The sequence below is a fragment of the Amaricoccus sp. genome (assembly GCF_017993425.1).
Taxonomy (GTDB): domain Bacteria; phylum Pseudomonadota; class Alphaproteobacteria; order Rhodobacterales; family Rhodobacteraceae; genus Amaricoccus.
The window spans coordinates 76,555-95,896 of the sequence record NZ_JAGOMQ010000008.1; the positions used below are offsets into that span (position 1 = coordinate 76,555).

At 72.2% G+C, this 19,342-nt stretch carries 14 protein-coding genes; 8 read left to right on the forward strand and 6 right to left on the reverse strand.

Features of this window, described 5'->3' with window-relative positions:
* Positions 1-166: 166 nt before the first annotated feature.
* Genes KBB57_RS05725 through KBB57_RS05735 form a run of 3 tightly spaced genes read left to right on the forward strand, consistent with a single transcriptional unit; the run spans position 167 to position 4,809 of the window.
* The gene (locus KBB57_RS05725) at positions 167-1,852 is read left to right on the forward strand and encodes an L-lactate permease (protein ID WP_290747577.1); all 1,686 of its coding nucleotides are present in this window, start codon (positions 167-169) and stop codon (positions 1,850-1,852) included.
* Between the two features lie 58 nt (positions 1,853-1,910).
* The gene (gene dld / locus KBB57_RS05730; RefSeq protein WP_290747578.1) at positions 1,911-3,623 is read left to right on the forward strand and encodes a D-lactate dehydrogenase; all 1,713 of its coding nucleotides are present in this window, start codon (positions 1,911-1,913) and stop codon (positions 3,621-3,623) included.
* Positions 3,613-4,809, forward strand: a complete 1,197-nt coding sequence (locus KBB57_RS05735; protein ID WP_290747579.1) for an alpha-hydroxy acid oxidase — start codon at positions 3,613-3,615, stop codon at positions 4,807-4,809. The genes dld and KBB57_RS05735 overlap by 11 nt, the downstream gene beginning before the upstream one ends.
* A gap of 232 nt (positions 4,810-5,041) precedes the next feature.
* On the opposite strand, the gene KBB57_RS05740 is transcribed toward KBB57_RS05735, so the two are convergent.
* From KBB57_RS05740 to KBB57_RS05760, 5 genes are all read right to left on the reverse strand, one after another.
* Positions 5,042-6,505, reverse strand: a complete 1,464-nt coding sequence (locus KBB57_RS05740; RefSeq protein ID WP_290747580.1) for an aldehyde dehydrogenase family protein — start codon at positions 6,503-6,505, stop codon at positions 5,042-5,044.
* Positions 6,502-8,103, reverse strand: a complete 1,602-nt coding sequence (locus KBB57_RS05745) for a 5-guanidino-2-oxopentanoate decarboxylase (RefSeq protein ID WP_290747581.1) — start codon at positions 8,101-8,103, stop codon at positions 6,502-6,504. The genes KBB57_RS05740 and KBB57_RS05745 overlap by 4 nt, the downstream gene beginning before the upstream one ends.
* Positions 8,100-9,290, reverse strand: a complete 1,191-nt coding sequence (locus tag KBB57_RS05750; protein ID WP_290747582.1) for a GTP-binding protein — start codon at positions 9,288-9,290, stop codon at positions 8,100-8,102. Before KBB57_RS05750 ends, KBB57_RS05745 begins: the two co-directional genes overlap by 4 nt.
* 166 nt (positions 9,291-9,456) lie before the next feature.
* Positions 9,457-11,178: an amidohydrolase gene (locus tag KBB57_RS05755; RefSeq protein WP_290747583.1), complete on the reverse strand. Its 1,722-nt coding sequence runs from the start codon at positions 11,176-11,178 to the stop codon at positions 9,457-9,459.
* A 14-nt stretch (positions 11,179-11,192) separates the two neighbouring features.
* Positions 11,193-12,788 (reverse strand): amidohydrolase, encoded by a 1,596-nt coding sequence (locus KBB57_RS05760; RefSeq protein ID WP_290747584.1) that lies wholly within the window; start codon positions 12,786-12,788, stop codon positions 11,193-11,195.
* 167 nt (positions 12,789-12,955) lie between these two features.
* Between KBB57_RS05760 and KBB57_RS05765 the strand changes: the two genes are divergently transcribed.
* From KBB57_RS05765 to KBB57_RS05785, 5 genes are read left to right on the forward strand one after another with little or no spacing between them, the layout of a single operon-like run.
* A complete protein-coding gene (locus KBB57_RS05765) occupies positions 12,956-14,050 on the forward strand; it encodes an ABC transporter ATP-binding protein (RefSeq protein WP_290747585.1) in 1,095 nt (364 codons plus the stop codon).
* Between the two features lie 20 nt (positions 14,051-14,070).
* Complete coding sequence (locus tag KBB57_RS05770) at positions 14,071-15,180, forward strand: ABC transporter substrate-binding protein (RefSeq protein WP_290747586.1); 1,110 nt, start codon at positions 14,071-14,073, stop codon at positions 15,178-15,180.
* Positions 15,181-15,201: 21 nt separating this feature from the next.
* Positions 15,202-16,029: an ABC transporter permease gene (locus KBB57_RS05775; RefSeq protein WP_290747587.1), complete on the forward strand. Its 828-nt coding sequence runs from the start codon at positions 15,202-15,204 to the stop codon at positions 16,027-16,029.
* A 44-nt stretch (positions 16,030-16,073) separates the two neighbouring features.
* A complete protein-coding gene (locus tag KBB57_RS05780) occupies positions 16,074-16,874 on the forward strand; it encodes an ABC transporter permease (RefSeq protein ID WP_290747588.1) in 801 nt (266 codons plus the stop codon).
* Between the two features lie 11 nt (positions 16,875-16,885).
* Positions 16,886-18,283: an FAD-binding oxidoreductase gene (locus tag KBB57_RS05785; RefSeq protein ID WP_290747589.1), complete on the forward strand. Its 1,398-nt coding sequence runs from the start codon at positions 16,886-16,888 to the stop codon at positions 18,281-18,283.
* On the opposite strand, the gene KBB57_RS05790 is transcribed toward KBB57_RS05785, so the two are convergent.
* Positions 18,261-19,271 carry an LLM class flavin-dependent oxidoreductase gene (locus KBB57_RS05790; protein ID WP_290747590.1) on the reverse strand — a complete coding sequence of 337 codons (1,011 nt, stop codon included), beginning with the start codon at positions 19,269-19,271 and terminating at the stop codon, positions 18,261-18,263. The two genes, KBB57_RS05785 and KBB57_RS05790, sit on opposite strands and share 23 nt — an antisense overlap.
* Positions 19,272-19,342 lie beyond the last annotated feature (71 nt).

A 19,342-nucleotide genomic window follows, 5' to 3' on the forward strand; every position in this document is an offset into this window, starting at 1 on the left:
AAGTACCGGGACCGCACAGGAGGAAACCGGCCCCGTCTCCCCGGGGCCTGCCCGCAGCCCCGGAGGCCCGCCCGCGTGCGCCGCTTCCCAGCCCGACCACGAGTGACACCTGCGGCGGCCGGCGCGTCCGGGACCACGCCGCGCCTGGCCCGGAGGAAGTTCCCACATGATATGGTCGCAAGTCTACGATCCATTCGGCAGCATGTTGCTGTCGACGCTACTGGCGGCGGTGCCGGTGGTGGTGCTGCTCGGCGCCATCGGCATCTTCGAGATGCGCGCCCATCTCGCGGCGTTGCTCGGCCTCGCCAGCGCCCTCCTCGTCGCCGTGGTCGCCTTCGGCATGCCCGCCGGCAAGGCCGGCATGGTGGCGATCTTCGGCGCCGGCTACGGCCTGATGCCGATCGGGTGGATCATCCTCAACGTCATCTTCCTCTACCAGCTCACGAACGAGAAAGGGGAATTCGACGTCCTGCGCCGCTCGATCCGCAACATCTCCGATGACCGGCGGATGCAGCTCCTGTTCATCGCCTTCTCCTTCGGCGCGTTCTTCGAGGGCGCGGCCGGCTTCGGCACCCCCGTCGCCGTGACCGCGGCGATGCTGATGGGCCTCGGCTTCTCGCCGCTCTCGGCCGCCGGCCTGTCGCTGATCGCCAACACCGCGCCGGTCGCCTACGGCGCGCTCGGCACGCCGGTGATCGCGCTCTCGGCGGTGACCGGGCTCGACCTGATGGAGCTCTCCGGCATGATCGGCCGGCAGCTGCCGTTCTTCTCGCTGATCGTGCCGTTCTGGCTGATCTGGGCCTTCGTCGGCTTCCGCCGGATGATCGAGGTCTGGCCGGCGCTGCTGGTGGCCGGCGCCGCCTTCGCCATTCCGCAATACCTCGTCTCCAACTTCCACGGCCCGTGGCTGGTGGACGTGGTGGCGGCGATCGTCTCCATGGTCTGCCTCGCCGGCTTCCTGCGGGTCTGGCAGCCGCGGAACCCGATCACCGAGGCGCCGAAGGACTGGTCGTCCAAGGACGCGGGCGAGGTCGCCCACAACGACCACCTGAGCCCGGACCGCAGCGCCGTGCTGCGCGCCTGGCTGCCGTGGGTGATCCTGTCGATCTTCGTCTTCATCTGGGGCGTGCCGCAGGCCAAGGCCTTCCTCGACTCGATCTGGGTGGCGAAGTGGGCGATCCCCGGCGTCGACCAGCTCATCCAGAAGATGCCGCCGGTCTCCGCCGAGCCGCATCCCGAGGCCGCGGTCTACGCCTTCAACATCCTGTCGATGACCGGAACCGGCATCCTGTTCGCCGGCCTCGTCTCGGGCTTCGTGCTCGGCTACTCGCCGATGGGCCTGCTCAGGATGTACGGGCGCACGCTCTACATGATCCGCTTCTCGCTGCTCACGATCGCCTGCATGCTGGCCCTCGGCTACGTCACCCGCTACTCGGGCCTCGACGCGACGATGGGCCTCGCCTTCGCCAACACCGGCTGGCTCTATCCGTTCTTCGGGACGCTGCTCGGCTGGGTCGGCGTGGCGGTCACCGGGTCGGACACCGCGTCGAACGTGCTGTTCGGCGGCCTGCAGAAGGTGACGGCGCAGCAGCTCGGCCTCAACCCGGTGCTGATGGCGGCGGCGAACTCCTCGGGCGGCGTCATGGGCAAGATGATCGACGCCCAGTCGATCGTCGTCGCCTCGACGGCGACCAAGTGGTACGGGCACGAAGGCTCGATCCTCCGGTTCGTGTTCTTCCACTCGATCGCGCTCGCCTGCCTCGTCGGCTGCCTCGTGATGGCGCAGGCCTACGTCCACCCGTTCACCTCGATGGTGCCCGAGGTGGTCGAGGCCGCCCCGGCCGCCAACTGAGGGCCCGGTCCGGGGGGCGCGACGCTCCCCGGACCTCCAACGACCGAGGGGAAACGCCATGACCACGCGACACGGGCTGCTCGACGCGCTGCGCCGCATCGTCGGCCCCGCCCATGTCCTGACGGCCGAGCGCGACGTGCGCGGCTACACCCGCGGCTTCCGCTACGGCTCCGGTCCGGTCGCCGCGGTGGTCCGCCCCGGCAGCCTCGTCGAGCAGTGGCGGGTGCTGAACGCCGCCATCGCCGCGGGGCGCGTCGTGATCTTCCAGGCGGCGAACACCGGCCTGACCGGCGGCTCCACTCCGTGGGGCGACGACTATGACCGCGAGATCGTGCTCGTCAGCCTGCGCCGGCTCAAGGGCGTCCACCTGATAGACGGCGGGCGGCAGGTCGTCTGCCTGCCGGGGGCCACGCTCGACGCGCTGGAGAAGGCGCTGCGGCCGCTGGGGCGCGAGCCGCATTCGGTGATCGGCTCCTCCTGCATCGGGGCGTCGGTGCTCGGCGGGGTGTGCAACAACTCGGGCGGCGCGCTGATCCACCGCGGCCCGGCCTATACGGAGATGGCCCTCTACGCCGAGGTCCGCGAGGACGGCTCGGTCGCGCTGGTCAACCACCTCGGCCTGCCGCTCGGCAACGACCCGGAGGAGATCCTCGCCCGCGTGGAGCGCGGCGAGTTGCCGGAGCCCGGGCCGACGGAGGCCTGGGGGTCCGACCGGGAATACGCCGCGCATGTCCGCGACGTCGATGCGGCGACGCCGGCGCGCTTCAACGCCGATCCGCGGCGGCTGCGGGAGGCCGCCGGTTGCGCGGGCAAGCTCGCGGTGTTCGCCGTGCGCCTCGACACCTTCGAGGCGGAGAAGGAGACGGCGGTGTTCTATGTCGGGACGAACGATCCCGACGAGCTCACCGAGATCCGGCGCCACATGCTCGCCCGGTTCGAGAGCCTGCCGGTCGCCGGGGAGTACATCCACCGCGACGCCTATGATGTCGCTGCGAAATACGGCAAGGACACCTTCCTCTTCATCGAGAAGGCCGGCACCGACCGGATGCCCGCCCTCTTCGCCGCCAAGGCGCGGGCGGACGCGCTGACCGACCGGCTCGGCCTCGGGGCGACGCTGACCGACCGCCTCGCGCAGGGCGTGGCGGCTCTGTTCCCGCAGCACCTGCCGGCGCGGATGAACGCCTTCCGCGACCGCTTCGAGCACCACCTGCTGCTGCGCATGGGCGGGGCGGGGATCGCCGAGGCGCGGGCCTATCTCGCGACGCTCTTCCCCTCGGCGACGGGCGATTTCTTCGAATGCACGCCGAAGGAGGGCAAGGCGGCGTTCCTGCACCGCTTCGCGGTCGCCGGGGCGGCGGTGCGGTATCGCGCAGTGCATCAGTCGACCGTCGAGGATATCGTCGCCCTCGACATCGCGCTGCGGCGAGACGATCGGGACTGGGTGGAAAGATTGCCGCCCGAGATCGACGCGCAGATCGAGAGGAAGCTCTACTACGGGCACTTCTTCTGCCACGTCTTTCATCAGGACTACGTGGCGCGAAAGGGCGTCGACTGTCTCGCGCTGGAGCATGCGATGTGGAAGTTGCTCGACCAGCGGGGCGCCGAGTATCCGGCGGAGCACAATGTCGGGCACCTCTACCACGCCAAGCCCGAGCTCGCGGGCTTCTACCGGTCGCTCGACCCGACCAACAGCCTCAATCCCGGCATCGGCCAGACCACGAAATGCGCCCATTGGCGCGCAGCGGAAGCGGAGAACGCGCATGCCCAGTAACGCCCTCACCGTCGCCGACCTCAAGGAGATGGCGCGCCGGCGCGTGCCGAAGATGTTCTTCGACTACGCCGACAGCGGCGCCTGGACGGAGGGAACCTATCGCGCCAACGAGGAGGATTTCGCGAAAATCCTGCTGCGCCAGCGGGTTCTGGTCGACATGACCGACCGCAACCTCGCCACCGAGATGGTCGGCGAGCCGGTCGCCATGCCGGTGGCGCTCGCGCCCACCGGGTTCTGCGGGATGCAGCACGCCGACGGCGAGATTCTCGCGGCGCAGGCGGCGGAGGCGTTCGGGGTGCCGTTCTGCCTCTCGACCATGTCGATCTGCTCGATCGAGGACGTGGCAGCCGAGACCCGCAAGCCGTTCTGGTTCCAGCTTTATGTCATGCGCGACCGCGCCTTCATCGAGAACCTGATCGACCGCGCCAAGGCGGCGAAGTGCTCGGCGCTGGTGCTGACGCTCGACCTGCAGATCCTCGGGCAGCGGCACAAGGACCTGCGAAACGGCCTCTCCGCCCCGCCCAAGTGGACGCCGAAGCACGCCTGGCAGCTCGCCACAAGGCCGGGCTGGTGCCTGAAGATGCTCGGCACCAAGCGCCACAGCTTCGGCAACATCGTCGGCCACGCCAAGAACGTCGGCGATCTCTCGTCGCTCTCCTCCTGGACCAAGGAGCAGTTTGATCCGCGCCTGTCGTGGAAGGACGTCGAGTGGATCAAGGAGAAATGGGGCGGCAAGTTGATTCTGAAGGGAATTCTCGACCCGGAGGACGCGCGGATGTCGCTCGACAGCGGGGCGGACGCGATCATCGTGTCGAACCACGGCGGCCGCCAGCTCGACGGGGCGCGCTCGTCGATCTCGGCGCTGCCAGGCATCGTCGATGCGGTCGGGGATCGGGTGGAGGTCCACATGGACGGGGGAGTGCGGTCCGGGCAGGACATCCTCAAGGCGGTGGCGCTGGGGGCCAAGGGCGTGTGGATCGGGCGGCCGTTCCTCTACGGGCTCGGGGCCGGGGGCAAGGCGGGGGTGGCTCGGTGCCTCGAGATCCTGCGCAACGAGCTCGACATCACCATGGCGCTCTGCGGGCGGCGGGACATCCGGGGGATCGACGCGGACATCCTCGACCGGCCGGCGATGGAGCCGGCGGCGGCAGGGGCGGAGAGGGCCGTGGCGGAGGTTTTGGCCTGATCTTCTCCGGAAGGGGCAAAGCGGCCTGAAAAGGCTCGGAAAAAACGAGCTGGAATCCGGCTGGAATCTGGCTGGAATCCGGCTTGCCACTTTTTGACGGCGGGTTGGCAATTGCGCCGCCAGGGCGGGCGCATCGGGCGCCCCAATTCCCCGCCGGCGCCCTCTGGAGATGTCGCCGGGTCATGGGCGACCGCCGACGCGGCCGTCCGGGGCGATCGGCCGGAAACCTGTATCAGCCGGGCGGCTGCGTGGCGGCGGTGACGTGCTTGACGCCGTAATAGGCGGAGAGGCCCCAGGGGCCGAGCTCGCGGCCGATGCCGCTCGCCTTGAAGCCGCCCCAGGCGGTGTTGGGGAAGATCGCCTGAAGGGAGTTGATCCAGACGTGGCCGGCCTCCATCCGCGCCGCCACGCGGTCGGCGCGGATCGGGTCGGCGGTGACGATGGTGGCGACGAGGCCGTAGTCGGTGTCGTTGGCGAGCCGGATCGCCTCGGCCTCGTCGCGGAAGGTGCGGGTCGCGAGGACCGGGCCGAAGATCTCCTCGCGCCAGAGGAAGCTCGCCTCGGGGACGTCGGCGTAGACGGTCGGCGCGACGAGGAAGCCGTCGCCCGCGAGCGTCTCGCCGCCGGCGACGAGGTCGAGGCCCTCGGCGCGGGCGCGCTCGAGATAGCGGGCGACCTTGTCGTATTGCGCGCGCGTGGTGATCGGGCCCATGTCGGCGCCGGTCTCAGGCGGGCCGACGGCGAGCGCGCGGGCGCGGGCGGCGAGGCGGTCGAGGAGGGCGGGGGCGACGCTTTCCTCGACGATGAGCCGCGAGGTGGCCGAGCACATCTGGCCGGCGTTGTAGAAGACGCCGCCGGCGATGCAGTCGATGGCGTGGTCGAGGTCGGCGTCGGCGAAGACGACGATCGGGGACTTGCCGCCGAGCTCCAGCGAGACGGGCAGGCAGCGCGCCGCGGCGGCGGCCATCACCCTGGCCCCCACGGCGTTCGAGCCGGTGAAGGAGAGCTTGCGCAGCCGCCGGTCGGCGGCGAGCGCGGCGCCTGCCTCGGCCGCGCCGGTGAGCAGGTTGAGGACGCCGGGGGGCAGGCCCGCCTCGAGCGCGATGTCGCCGTAGGCGAGCTCGGCGAGCGGGGTGAACTCCGAGGTCTTGAGCGCCACGGTGCAGCCGGCCGCGAGCGCCGGCGCGATCTTCCAGGCGCTGGTGACCAGCGGGAAGTTCCACGGCACGATCATGCCGACGGGGCCCATCGGCTCGAACCGCGTCCGGCCGGCATAGGCCGGGTCGGGCAGGGGGACCGGGGTGTCCTGGCGGCGGTCGAGATCCTCGCCGAGGCCGGCGTAGTAGTCGAAGGTCGCGGCCGCGTCGCCGAGGTCGATCTCCGCCTCCATCCGCGGCTTGCCGTTGTTCAGCATCTGGAGCGCGACCAGATCCGGCGCGCGGGCGCGGAGCCCGGCGGCGAAGGCGCGCAGGTAGCCGGCCCGCGTGGCGCCGTCCGTCGCGGCCCAGCCGGGGAAGGCCGCGGCGGCCGCCCCGGTGGCGGCGGCGACCTCGGCGGCGCCGCCGGCGGCGATCTCGGCGAAGGCCGCGCCGGTGGACGGGTCCACGACGGCGAGGGGCCGCCCGCCCGGGGCCTCGCGGAAGGCGCCGTCGATGAAGAGGCTCGCCTTGCGGTGGATCAGCGCGTCGAGGCTCATGTCCAGCTCCGCACGTCCGGGTCGTCGATCTCGATGATGGTCGGGCCGGCCGCGCGCACCGCCTCGCGCAGCGCGTCGCGGAGGGAGGCGAAGCTCGTGGCGCGGATGGCGCGGCAGCCGAAGCCGCGGGCGATGGTCTGGAAGTCGGGAGTGTAGATGTCGACGCCGATCTGCGGGATGTCGCGGTCGATCATGTATTGCTTGATCTCGCCGTAGCCGCGGTTGTTCCAGAGCAGGATCGGGACGGGGAGGCCGAGCTCGACGGCGGTGGCGAGCTCGCCGATGGTGAACTGGATGCCGCCGTCGCCGATCAGCGCGACGACGGGCGTCGCCTCCGGCAGGCCGAGCCGCGCGCCGAAGGCGGCGGGCAGGCCGTAGCCGAGCGTGCCGTAGCCGGTCGAGGAGTTGAACCAGGCGCGCGGGCCGGCGGGGTCGTAGGCGAGGTTGCCGCCGTAGACCGGCTGGGTCGAGTCGCCGGCGATGACGACGCCGGGCAGCGCCTCGGCCACGGCGTCGAGGACGCGGCCGTGGAGCGCGTAGTCGGGGCGCAGCTCCGCCGCCGCGGCGGCGCGGAGCGCGGCGGCGCGGGCGGCGCCCGGAGCCGGGTCGCGGGGGGCGAGGGCGTCGTGGAGGGCCTGCATGGCGAGGCCGGCGTCGGAAGCGATCGCCACGTCGGGGAGCGCGTTGCGGGTCAGTTGCTCGGGGTCGATGTCGATGCGGACGAGCTTGCCCGCGAGCGCGAGGGTGGCGCCGAAGAGCATCGTGTCGGTCTCGCCGAGCTCGGTGCCGATGGCGGCGACGACGTCGGCGGATTGCAGCGCGGCGAGGACCGGGGCGAAGGGGAGGCCGGCGCCGAGGCTGAGCGGGTGGCCTGGGGGGAGCACGCCCTTGGCGTTGACGGTGAGCGCGGTCGGGGCGCCGAGGCGCTCGACGAGGGCGCGGGCGGCGGGGGCGGCGCCGGCGGTTCCGCCGCCGAGGACGACGAAGGGGTCGCGCGCGGCGGCGAGGAGGGCGGCGGCCTCGGCGATGGCGTCGGGGTCGGGGCCGGGGCGGAAGCGGGTGCGCCGGGCGGCGACGGGGAGGTCGCCGGCAGGCGCGGTGATGACGTCGAGGGGCAGCTCGATGTGGACGGGGCCGGGCCGGGCGCTGTCGAAGACGGCGAAGGCGCGGGCGAGGACGGCGGGGAGGTCGGCGGGGCGGAGCAGGCGGTGGCTGAAGACGGAGACGCCGCGGACGAGGCCGCTCTGGTCGGGGAGCTCGTGCAGGCGGCCCTCGCCCATGCCGAGCTCGTTCGAGATGTTGACGCTGGAGATCACCAGCATCGGGATCGAGTCGGAGAAGGCCTGGCCCATGGCGGTGACGATGTTGGTCATGCCGGGGCCGGAGATGATGAAGCAGGCGGCGGGGCGGCCGGTGGCGCGGGCGTAGCCGTCGGCCATGAAGCCCGCGCCCTGCTCGTGGCGGGGGGTGACGTGGCGGATGCGGGTCGCCGGCAGGCCGCGGTAGAGCTCGACGGTGTGGACGCCGGGGATGCCGAAGACGGTGTCGATGCCGTAGGCCTCGAGCAGCTCGACGAGGACTTCGCCGCAGGTCTTCATAGGGCTTCCTCCCGGGCGCAGGCGTCGAGGCGGGCGAGGATGGCGTCCCAGTCCGGCGCCGCGCCGAAGCCGATCAGGACGAGGGTCGATCTTGCGAGGCCCGGCGGGGGGGCGCGCAGCGGGTCGAAGGCGAGGCGGGTTCCGACGAGGTGGACGGCGAGGGTGCGGCCGTCGGTCGCGGCGACGACGCCCTTGGCGCGGTAGACGGAGGGGGGGAGCGTGGCGAGCACGGCTTGCAGGGCGCGCAGGTCGACGGGGGCGTCGCTGGTCCAGGCGGCGGTGGTCGGCGTGGCGTGGGCGTGGCGGTGCGGTTCGGCGGCGTCGCCGGTCCGGGCGACGGGGGCGGGCGCATGGTCGTGGTGGTGCGGGGCAGGGGCGTCGCCTGCCGGCGCGGCGATGGTGGGCGTCGCGTGGGCGTGTTCGTGCGGGGCAGGGGCGTCGCTTGCCAGGGCGGCGGTGGTGGGCGTCGCGTGCGGGGCATGGGCGTCGTTGAGCCGGTCGGCGGCGGTCGGCGTCGCGCGGCCGCGGTGCGGGGCCGGGGCGTCGCTCGCCGCGGCGGCGGGCGCTTGGTGGTCGGGGCGGTGCGGCGCGTGGGGCGTGGCGGGGGCGTCGAAGAGGATCTCGGGGGGGACACGGGCGTTCTCGGTCTCTACGACGCGGGCGCCGGGGGGGAGCCAGCGGGCGCGCCAGGCGTCGAGGGCGGCGCGGGCGGCGAGGTCGGTCTTGTTGAGGACGACGAGGTCGGCGGCGTCGAGCTGGGTCTCGGCGAGGCCGGGGGCGGCGGCGCGGGCGGCGTCGAAGCCGGCCGCGTCGGCGAGGACGACGACGGCGTCGGGGCGCAGGCGGCCGCGGAAGCGGGCGTGGCGGACCGTGTCCATGATGCGGCACGGGTCGGCGACGCCGCTCGCCTCGATGAGCACGTGGTCGAGGTCGGGGTTGCGGGCGAGGAGGGCTTCCAGCTCGTCGACGAGGCCGGCGTTCAGCGCGCAGCAGACGCAGCCGTTGGCGAGGCTGACGACGCCGCCCTCGGCGGAGGCGAGGAGGGCGGCGTCGATGTTCACCGCGCCGAAGTCGTTGACCATCACCGCGACGCGCAGGCCGTGGTCGCCGGCGAGGACGTGGTTGACGAGCGTGGTCTTGCCGGCGCCGAGGAACCCGCCGACGACGGTGACGGGGAGGGGGGTCATGGCCGGGCGCCCGCCCGCCGGGGGCGAGGGTCGGCGCGCATCCCGGGGAAACACGCTGTATCACGCGTGAAACGCGGGTCTTGTCGTTGTAAAGGCAAGACAATTCCCGTTGCGTCAACGCTTCGTTCACGAAGGTTGACGCCGTGGCGGGCGGGTCGGCGGGGGCTCACCACAGCTGCGGCGCCTCGCCCTGCCAGACCGCGTCGTGGCCGCCGAGGCGGTCGTGGACGAGCTGGCCGTCGGCGAAGGTGAGGTCGACCTTCGTGGCGACGATGTTGCCGCGCGGCTCGATGGCGAAGAGGTCGCGGTCCAGCACGATGACGTCGGCCGCCTTGCCGACCTCGAGCGTGCCGGCGAGGTGGTCGCGGTCCATCGACCAGGCGCCGTTCAGGGTCATCACCCGGATCGCCTGCTCGAGCGGGATCGGGGCGCCGAAGGTCCCCTCGACCTCGCCCCAGGGATTGGCGCGGGTGACCATGGTCTCGAGGGCGATCCACGGGTCCAGCACGCTGACCGGCCAGTCGGTGCCGATCACCGCCACCCCGCCGGCGTCCAGCACGCCCTTGATGTCGTAGGCCCGCGCCAGCCGCTCGGGCCCGTAGCCCTGCCGCGCGCCCGAGACGAAGCTGGAGGGGTACCAGGAGACGGGGGAGAACTCGGCCGTGACGCCGAGGTCGCGGAAGCGGGCGAGGTTCGAGCCGAAGAGGATGGTGCTGTGGGCGCACTGGTGGCGCACCCCGAGCCCGCCGGGGCGGCGGCGGGCGGCGGCCACCGCGTCGAGGAAGGTGTCGGAGGCGGCGTCGCCGGTGCAGTGGGCGATGACGCGGATGCCCTTGCGGTCCATGTCCCAGACCATGTCGGCGAGGTGCTCGGGCGTCAGGTTGAGCTTGCCGAGCCAGGCGTCGTTGCCGGCCCATGGGGTCATCAGGAAGGAGGACCGCGGCTCGACCGTGCCGTCGAAGTGGAACTTCACCGCGTTGGCGTCGAGGCGCGCCGAGCGGTACCAGTGCCGCTCGCCGGCGATCAGCTCCCAGCGGCGCTTCACCGGGAAGATGTCGTCCTGCCAGCTGATCGCCGCCTCGACCCGCAGCGTCAGCTCGCCGGCGTGGTCGAGGTTGCGGAGCGCGTCGAGGCGGTTCTCGCAGACGTGGACGTATTTCGTCGCCACCACGCCGCGCGCCGACTGGTAGCGCACGCCGTCGCGATAGGCGGCCTGCAGCACCGGGACGGGCGTCGGCGGCATGGCGGCGTGGATCAGCGCATAGGCGCCGTCGATCAGGAGGCCGGTCGGCTCGCCCGAGACCGGGTCGCGCTCCATGTAGCCGTTGGTCGGGTCGGGGGTGGCGGCGGTGATCCCGGCGCGGCGCAGCGCCTCGGAGTTCACCATCATCGTGCCCCACATCCGGTCGAGGAGCGCGACCGGGCGGTCGGGCAGCACGCTGTCGAGCCAGTCCTTGCCCGGCACGAGCCCCGCCTGCCGGAAGGTGTAGCGCACGAAGTACTGGCCGTAGATCCATTCGCGGCCGGGATTTTTCGCGGCATAGGCGAGCACCGCGTCGCGGACCTGCTCCGGCGTCGGGTCGACGATGCCGATGTCGAGGTCCTCGGCGTAGCGGGGCGCCAGCGCGAGGTCGGGGTGGGTGTGCATGTCGTAGAGGCCCGGCATGGCGAAGCGCCCGCCGAGGTCGATCACCCGCGTCGACCGGCCGATCGCGTGGTCGATGTCGGCGCGATCGCCGCGCGCCACGAGCCGCCCGCCGGCGACGGCGAGCGCCGAGCACCAGGGCAGGCCCGGATCGCCCGTCCAGATCCGCCCGCCGACGAGGGCGAGGTCGGCGAACGGGCTCCGCGCCGCGTGGCTGGGGCGATGGTCGTAGAGCTCGCGCATGGCCTTGCGTCCCCTCAGTAGCCGGCGGTCGGGATCCACCATTCGCGACCGCGGACGGTCGTGACGTATTCCGGCCAGCGCAGGCCGATCGGCGGAGCGTAGTCGCAGAGCGGCGGGATCCAGCGCGATCCGCCGACGCCGCCGCCGGTGCGCTCCTCGAACTCGGCCCGCGCCGCCGCGCGCAGGTCCGCGTCGCCGAGGATGGCGAGGAGGGAGTGCGCGACCGTCTTCGCGGCGCAGCTCACCATCGGGTCGATCGTCTCGGCGATGCCGCCGAGCGCGTTCATCACCCAGTCCGGATAGGCGAAGCCCGGCGGCCCCGACAGCATCGGCCGCGCCACGTAGAGCCGCGCCGTCGGCGTGTGCCAGCACATGTCGGTGTAGTCGTCGGACGTGTAGTTCACCTGGGAGGGCGGCAGGTCGCGGCGCAGGATGCGCTCGGCCTCCTCCGGGTCCATCAGCCGCTCGCAGTCGGGCAGGAACGGCTCGGCCATCGGTGCGAGGCCGACCGCTTCCTGCATCTCGCGGGCGATCGCTTTCGCCGCCTCGCCCCAGCGCGGGGCCCCGACGGCGGCGAGCTTGTCGTAGACCATGCGCGAGATCGCGTGGTTGGCGAGGCCGGGGCGCGACTTCGAGACCCAGATGCGCTCCCAGCCGCAATGCGCGAGCTGCGCCGCGGCGGCGGCGTTGCGGTCGAGGATCAGCGTCGCCTGCTCGGCCATCTCCACGGTGGGGACGCGGAGGATGTACTGGATTTCCGCCAGCCGCGCCGGAAGGTTGTCGGCGGTCGCCTGTCCCGCGGTCAGGATCGCCTCGCTGATCGACCAGCCGCCGGTATGGGGGAGGATCGAGTCCCGGAGCGCCTTGGACGTGTTGTACATGTAGAAGAGCGCGTCGTTGGCCCCGGGCGCGCGCACGGCGCTGTGGGCCTGCGGGATCGGCTGGCCCTCGGTCCGCGGCAGCCAGGTCTCCGGGCTGTCGCAGGCGAAGCGGTAGACCATCGCATAGGCCGCGCCGCAATGGGTGTCCCAGCTCACCGTGTTGCAGAGCGGCAGCATGTAGCAGGGATGGAAGCTGACCAGCCCGTCGATCCCGTCGTAGTAGCCGGCGGCGGCGTGGATCGGCTTCGAGCCGCGGACCTTCTCCGCCGGCTCGCCGAAGAAGCGCAGCGTGCCGGCGAGCCCGGTCGCCTCCATCGCGGCCTTGGCGGCGAGGAGGCCGCCGAGCGCGCTGGTCCCGAGCGCGGAATGCGGGTCGGTATGGCCGCCGGCATGGACGTTGAGCCCCGGGCGCGGCTCGCGCCGCGTGCTCGCCGCCTGGCAGTTGCCCGGGACGGCGTCGTACTCGGCATAGGCCGCGGCGGTCGCGCCGGGGCCGTTCGACCAGCGCGCGGCGAAGGCGGTCGGCATCCCGGCCGAGCCTTCCTCGACCTCGAAGCCCTCCTCGCGCAGCCGCGCCACGTACCAGGCGGCGGAATCGTACTCGCGCCACGCGGTCTCGCCCTTGTCCCAGATCGTGCGGGTCCATTCCGAGAGGCGGCCGGCGTTGTCGTCGACCCAGCGGGCGGCTGCGTCCTCGCGGCGGGCCGCGACGTCCTCGCGATCGGACATGGATGAGCCTCCTCCCCGACGCCCGCCTGTCTCCGGCCGGCTCCTCGCGGCCCATGCTAGTGCGGCGTCCCGGCCGGTGGAAGGCCCGTGTAGGGCCGCGCGAAAGGCGTTGCGGGACGCGGGAACTTGGCCTTATCGTCGCCGCGAGCCTACCGGGAGGGAACGCGTTGGTCGCGCACGAACACCGAGCCTCGCAACTCAGCGCAGTCAACCTCGGCAAGACGTACGGCAGCTTCCACGCGCTCCGGGATCTCAACCTCACGATCTCCGCCGGCGAGTTCGTGACGCTGCTCGGCCCCTCGGGCTCCGGCAAGACCACCTTCCTGATGTCGCTCGCCGGCTTCACCGAGCCGACCAGCGGGCGCATCGAGGAGGACGGCGTCGACATCACCCATCGCCCGGCCGACAAGCGCAACTTCGGCATGGTGTTCCAGGGCTACGCCCTCTTCCCGCACCTCAGCGTCGCCGACAACGTCGCCTTCCCGCTGCGCGTCCGCAAGGTGCCCTCCGACCAGATCAAGAAGCGGGTCGAGGAGATGGTGACGCGCGTCGGCCTCGCCGGCCACGCGCACAAGCGCCCCGACGGGCTGTCCGGCGGGCAGCAGCAGCGCGTGGCGCTGGCGCGCGCGCTGGTCTTCGATCCGCCGGTGCTGCTCCTCGACGAGCCGTTCTCGGCGCTCGACAAGAGCCTGCGCGAGGGGCTCCAGAGCGAGCTGAAGCGGGTGCATCGCGAGACCGGCACCACCTTCGTCTTCGTCACCCACGACCAGAGCGAGGCGCTGGCGCTCTCCGATCGGATCGCGATCTTCGACCACGGCCGGCTGATGCAGATCGGCGCGCCGCGCGACGTCTACCTCCGCCCGTCGAGCCGCTTCGTCGCGGAGTTCCTCGGGCGCATCAACCTCGTGCCGATCGTCGACTGCGCCGTCTCCGGCGGGCGCGCCACCGGCCGGCACGGCGAGAGCGCGCTCTCGGCCCCGATCGCCGAGGGGGCGCGGCAGGCGGGGCATCTCGTGCTGGCGGTGCGGCCGGAGCACCTGCGGGTCGGCGATCCCGGCCCGGGCGACAACGCGGTCTCCGGGACGATCGCCGACAAGGTCTACAACGGCGCGGAGATGAACCTCCAGGTGACGCTGCCGGGCGGGCAGCGGCTGGTCCTGTCGGCCCCGGACCGCTCCGCCGCCGCCGAGCTTCCGGTCGGCGCCGCGGTGACGGTCTGCTGGCCCGTGGACGGCGGCTACATCCTGGCCGACGACGAATGACGACAGGGAAGGTCAAAAGAATGAGGAACCACTTCCAACAGGACTGCTTCGAGATTCTGCTGCGCCGCGCCGCCGCGGGCGACATCAGCCGGCGCAACTTCGTCAAGGCGGCCTCGCTGCTGCTCAGCGTGCCGCTCTCCTTGCGCGCCAACATGGCCTTCGCGGCCGACCAGCTCGTGCTCTGCAACTGGGGCGGCGACGCGATCCAGGCCTATGGCGACGCCTTCGGCGTGCCCTTCACCGAGGCGACCGGCATTCCGGTCAAGATCGACGGCAGCGGCCCGACCGAGGGCGCGATCCAGGCGCAGATCGCCAGCAAGACCATCATCTGGGACGTGATCGACGCCGACGCCAACGTCGGCATCGCCTTCGGCAAGAAGGGCGCGCTCGAGCCGCTCGACTGGTCGAAGCTCAGCCGCGACAAGGTCCGCAAGGGCTGGGACCGCGAGTTCGTCACGCCCTCCTACTTCTTCAGCTACGTCCTCGCCTACGATTCCGAGATCTTCGGCGACGCGCCGCCGGTGTCGCCCGCCGACTTCTGGGACACCGAGAAGTTCCCGGGCATGCGCACCATGTACAAGTGGATGAACGGCATGCTCGAGGCGGCGCTGATCGCCGACGGCGTCGCCCCGGCCGACCTCTACCCGCTCGATGTCCCCCGCGCGCTCGCCAAGATCGAGCAGCTCAAGCCCGACATCATCAGCTTCTGGGGCTCCGGCGCCGAGAGCCAGCAGCTCCTGATGGAGGGCGAGGCGGCGATGGGCTACATCTGGAACACCCGCGCGAGCCTGCTCAGCCGCGACACCGGCGGCCGCATCAAGTGGACCTTCGACCAGGCGTTCCTCAACCCGTCGAGCTGGATCACGCTCAAGGGCAACCCCGCGGGCCCGGCCACCGCGATGGACTTCATCGCCAGCACCCAGAAGCCCGAGAGCCAGGTCGTCCTTTTCGAGGCCCTCGGCAACGGCCCCGCCAACCCCGAGGCCGACGCGCTGATCCCCGAGGACCAGCGCCACCTCAACTGCGTCTCGCCCGAGGCGGTCGCGGTGCAGATCAATCTCGACCAGGACTGGTACGCCGACAACTACTCGGCGGCGCTGGAGAAGTTCCTGGCCCTCGTCTCGGCCTGATCGGAAGGAGGAGCGGCTGCGATGTCGAACGCCTGGGGACGCTACGCGATCCTGCTCGCGCCGCTGCCGCTCCTTCTCCTCTTCGTCTACGTCCTGCCGTTCCTCGGGGTCGCGAAGTGGAGCTTCACCGACCCCGAGCCCGGCCTCGGCCAGTACGTCCGCGTCTTCACCGACGAGACCGTCCGCGCCGTCGTCCTGCGCACCGTCCGCGTCTGCGCCATCGTCACGCTCGCCTCGGTGACGCTCGCCTACGCCATCGCCTACAACTGGGTCTTCGGCCCCCCGAGCCGCCAGCGGCTGATCGAGTACTGCGTGCTGATCCCCTTCTGGATCTCGGTCCTGATCCGCGCCTTCGGCTGGCTGATCCTGCTGCGCAACAACGGCATCATCAACTCGGCGCTGATGGACATCGGCATCATCTCGCGCCCCCTGCCGATGGTCAGGAACGAGTTCGGGTCCATCGTCGGCATGACCCACTTCCTCGTGCCCTTCGCGGTCTTCCCGCTCGCCTCCGCCATGCGCCAGGTCGACGCCCGCGTCCTCCAGGCCGCGAGCGGCCTCGGCGCCGGGCGGATGCGCATCTTCTGGACGGTGACCGTGCCGATGACGCTGCCCGGCATCTTCGGCGCGGCGGTGATCGTCTACGTCTTCGCCCTCGGCTTCTTCATCACCCCGGCCATCCTCTCGGGCGGCCGCAGCGTCATGGTCGCCGAGTTCATCTACCTCCAGCTCTTCCAGACGGTGAACTGGGGCCTCGCCGCGGCGCTCTCGGTGATGCTCCTCGTCGTCGTCGTGATCCTCGGGTTCGTGCTCTACAAGGTGGTGCGGCTCGACAAGCTCTTCGGGTGACGGCGATGGCAAGACCGCAGACGGGAACCGACAAGCCGGGATGGATGAGCGCGCTCATCGTCTACGTCGCCATCATCTTCTTGCTGATGCCGCTCCTCGCCATCATCCCGGTCTCGTTCACCGCGGAGCGCTTCCTCTCCATGCCGAAGGGGAACTACTCGCTCCGCCACTACGAGGCGCTGTTCACCAACCCGATCTGGGGCGAGTCGATCCGGCTCAGCCTCCTCATCGGCGTCATCAGCGCGGTCATCTCCACGATCCTCGCCGTGCTCTTCGGGCTCGGCCTCTGGTACGTGCGCAACCGCTTCTCGATCGCGCTCGCGGCGCTGGTGTTCCTGCCGATGGTGATGCCGCCGGTCGTCTCGGCAATCATCATCTACTTCTTCGAGACCTCGATGGTCGACGTGATCCCCTGGATCGCCTTCGACACCATCGGCGGCGTCGTGCTCGGGCATGTCGTGGTGGCGACGCCCTTCGCCCTCGTCACCTTCCTCGTCGCCCTCTCCCGCGTCGACCGGCGCATCGACATGGCGGCCCGCGGCCTCGGCGCCTCGCTCTGGCAGTCGATCTTCTGGGTGGTGCTGCCGAATGCCCGCTTCGGCATCATCTCGGCGGCGTTCCTCGCCTTCATCCTCTCCTGGGAGGAGATCGCGGTCACCATCTTCATCACCTCGTTCAGCGTCGTCACCCTGCCGCGGCAGATGTGGAACGGCATGCGCGACAACATCGACCCGGCGATCGCGGCGATCTCGGTGATCCTCATCACCATCACCGTCCTCGTCATCCTCGCCCGCGACCTCTTGCGCTGGCGGGCGGCGGCGCGGGCGCGCAAGGCCGCGGCCTGACCGCGCCGGCAATGGACGCGAGCCTCCTCGCCGGGCTGCGCGCCGCCGTTCCGGGCGCGACCGTCCGCGACGCGGACGAGCTCGCCTCCCGCGACCCCGGCGCCGACGCGCGCAACCTCGCCGCCGCCGCGCTGGTCCGCCCCCCCGACGCCGACGCCGTCGCCGCGCTGGTGCGCTGGTGCGGCGCGAACGGCGTGGCGCTCGTCCCCCAGGGCGGCCGCACCGGCCTCGCCGGCGGGGCCGCTGCCGCGCCGGGGCAGGTGATCTGCGACCTCGGCGCCATGCAGCGGATCGAGGCGATCGACCCCGCCGCCCGCGTCGCCGTCGTCGAGGCCGGCGTGACGCTGGCCGCGCTGCAGGAGGCCTGCGCCGCGGTCGGCCTCGATCCCGGGATCGACCTCGCCGCCCGCGGCAGCTGCACCATCGGCGGCATGATCTCGACCAACGCCGGCGGCGCCATGGCCTTCCGCAACGGCACGATGCGCCACCGCGTGCTCGGCCTCGAGGTCGTGCTGCCCGACGGCCGCGTGCTGCGCGACCTGACGCGGGTGCTCAAGACCAGCGCCGGCTACGACCTCAAGCACCTCTTCATCGGCGCCGAGGGCACGCTCGGCGTCGTCACCCGCGCCGCGCTGCGGCTGGAGCCGCTCCCCGCCGCCAGCGCCGTCGCCCTCGTCGGCTTGCCCGACGCCGCGAGCGCCCAGCGGATCGTCGCGCATTTCCTCGCCGCGCCCTCCGCCTCCCTGCGCGCCGCCGAGATCCTGTGGCGCCGCTTCGCCGAGTTCATGCGCGGCGGGCTCGGCTACGAGCCGGGCCTCCTGCCGCTCGACGCCCCGTGCATCCTCGTCGTCGAGGTCGCCGCCGGCGACGCCGCCGCCGCGCAGGCGGCGCTGGAGGAGGGGCTCGCCGCCGTCTGGGAGGAGGCCGGCGTCCTCGACGGCGTGGTCGCCGCCTCGGACGAGCAGGCGCGGCGGATCTGGCGGCTGCGCGAGGAGACCGAGCTGATCGAGCGGCTGCACCGCCTGCCGCCCTCCTTCGACGTCTCCGTCCCCGGCGGCGTCCTCGACGCCTACGTGGCGCGGATCGAGGCGGAACTGGCCGCGCTGGACCCGGCCTGGGCCCCTTACGTCTACGGCCATCTCGCCGACGGCAACCTGCACATCACCGTGCCGGTCGACGGCCCGGTCTCCCACGCCGCGCATGACGCGATCGAGGACGTGCTCTATGCCGGCCTCGCCGCCGCCGGCGGCTCGTTCTCGGCCGAGCACGGCGTCGGGCTGGAAAAGCGCGCCGCCTACGAGCGCAACGCCGATCCGGTGAAGCAGGCGCTCTCCCGGGCGATCAAGGACCTGATCGACCCGGCCGGCCTGCTCAATCCCGGCAAGATCATCGCGCCCCGGCCGCGCTGAGCGCGCGGGCCTCCAGCGCCTCCGCCGCGATCTCGAACGAGCGCAGGCGCGCGGCGTGGTCGTGGATCTGCCCGGTCAGGATCAGCTCGTCCGGGGCGAAGCGCTCGACGAAGCCGTCGATCGCGCGCCGCACCGAGGCCGCGGTCCCGACGGCGGAGAAGGCGAGCGCGTGCTCGACGCCGGCGCGGACCCGCGGGTCGAGAACCGCGTCGATGTCGTCGACCGGCGGCGGCAGGCGCCCGGGCCGGCCGAGCCGCAGGTTGGCGAAGGCCTGCTGCATCGAGGTCATCAGCCGCCGTCCCTCGGCGTCGCTGTCGGCGGCGAAGACGTTGACCGCCAGCATGAAGCGCGGCCGGTCGAGCCAGGCCGAGGGCTGGAACATCTCGCGATAGGCGGCGGCCGCCTGCTCGACCGCGTCGGGCGCGAAATGCGAGGCGAAGGCGTAGGGCAGCCCGAGATGCGCGGCGAGTTGCGCCCCGAAGAGGCTCGAGCCGAGGATCCAGACCGGCACGCCGGTCCCCTCGCCGGGGATGGCGCGCACGGCCGCCTCCGGGTTCGCCGGCCCGAGGTAGCGCAAGAGCTCCACCACGTCCTGCGGGAAGGTGTCGGCGCCGCCCATGTAGCGGCGGAGCGCCCGCATGGTGATCTGGTCGCCGCCCGGCGCGCGGCCGAGGCCGAGGTCGATGCGGCCGGGATAGAGCTCGGCCAGCGTGCCGAAGGCCTCGGCGACGGTCAGCGGCGCGTGGTTCGGCAGCATGATCCCGCCCGCGCCGACCCGGATCGTGCGCGTGGCGGCGGCGACCGCGCCGATCACCACCGCGGTCGCGGCGCTGGCGATGCCGGGCATGTTGTGGTGCTCGGCGAGCCAGAAGCGATGATAGCCCCAGGCCTCGGCATGGCGCGCGAGGTCGAGCGTGTTGGCGAGCGCGCGGGTGGGGGTGGAGCCCTCGGGCACCGGCGCGAGGTCGAGGACGGAAATCGGGATCATGGGCGTGCGTCTCCGGGTTCCGCCGGATCTAGGCGCCCGTCCCCCCGCCGCAAGGAGCCGGCCCGGGGTTA

Bases quoted from the DNA above. Each gene is read 5' to 3' on its own strand.
- KBB57_RS05755 (WP_290747583.1), bottom strand. From the start codon at position 11,178: ATGCGCGAGCTCTACGACCATCGCCCCAGCCACGCGGCGCGGAGCCCG.
- dld (WP_290747578.1), top strand. From the start codon at position 1,911: ATGACCACGCGACACGGGCTGCTCGACGCGCTGCGCCGCATCGTCGGC.
- KBB57_RS05740 (WP_290747580.1), bottom strand. From the start codon at position 6,505: ATGAGCCTCGACGCGCTGATCCACCGCAAGGCGAGCCTCTTCATCGAC.
- KBB57_RS05780 (WP_290747588.1), top strand. From the start codon at position 16,074: ATGAGCGCGCTCATCGTCTACGTCGCCATCATCTTCTTGCTGATGCCG.
- KBB57_RS05725 (WP_290747577.1), top strand. From the start codon at position 167: ATGATATGGTCGCAAGTCTACGATCCATTCGGCAGCATGTTGCTGTCG.
- KBB57_RS05735 (WP_290747579.1), top strand. From the start codon at position 3,613: ATGCCCAGTAACGCCCTCACCGTCGCCGACCTCAAGGAGATGGCGCGC.
- KBB57_RS05770 (WP_290747586.1), top strand. From the start codon at position 14,071: ATGAGGAACCACTTCCAACAGGACTGCTTCGAGATTCTGCTGCGCCGC.
- KBB57_RS05790 (WP_290747590.1), bottom strand. From the start codon at position 19,271: ATGATCCCGATTTCCGTCCTCGACCTCGCGCCGGTGCCCGAGGGCTCC.
- KBB57_RS05760 (WP_290747584.1), bottom strand. From the start codon at position 12,788: ATGTCCGATCGCGAGGACGTCGCGGCCCGCCGCGAGGACGCAGCCGCC.
- KBB57_RS05745 (WP_290747581.1), bottom strand. From the start codon at position 8,103: ATGAAGACCTGCGGCGAAGTCCTCGTCGAGCTGCTCGAGGCCTACGGC.
- KBB57_RS05750 (WP_290747582.1), bottom strand. From the start codon at position 9,290: ATGACCCCCCTCCCCGTCACCGTCGTCGGCGGGTTCCTCGGCGCCGGC.
- KBB57_RS05775 (WP_290747587.1), top strand. From the start codon at position 15,202: ATGTCGAACGCCTGGGGACGCTACGCGATCCTGCTCGCGCCGCTGCCG.
- KBB57_RS05785 (WP_290747589.1), top strand. From the start codon at position 16,886: ATGGACGCGAGCCTCCTCGCCGGGCTGCGCGCCGCCGTTCCGGGCGCG.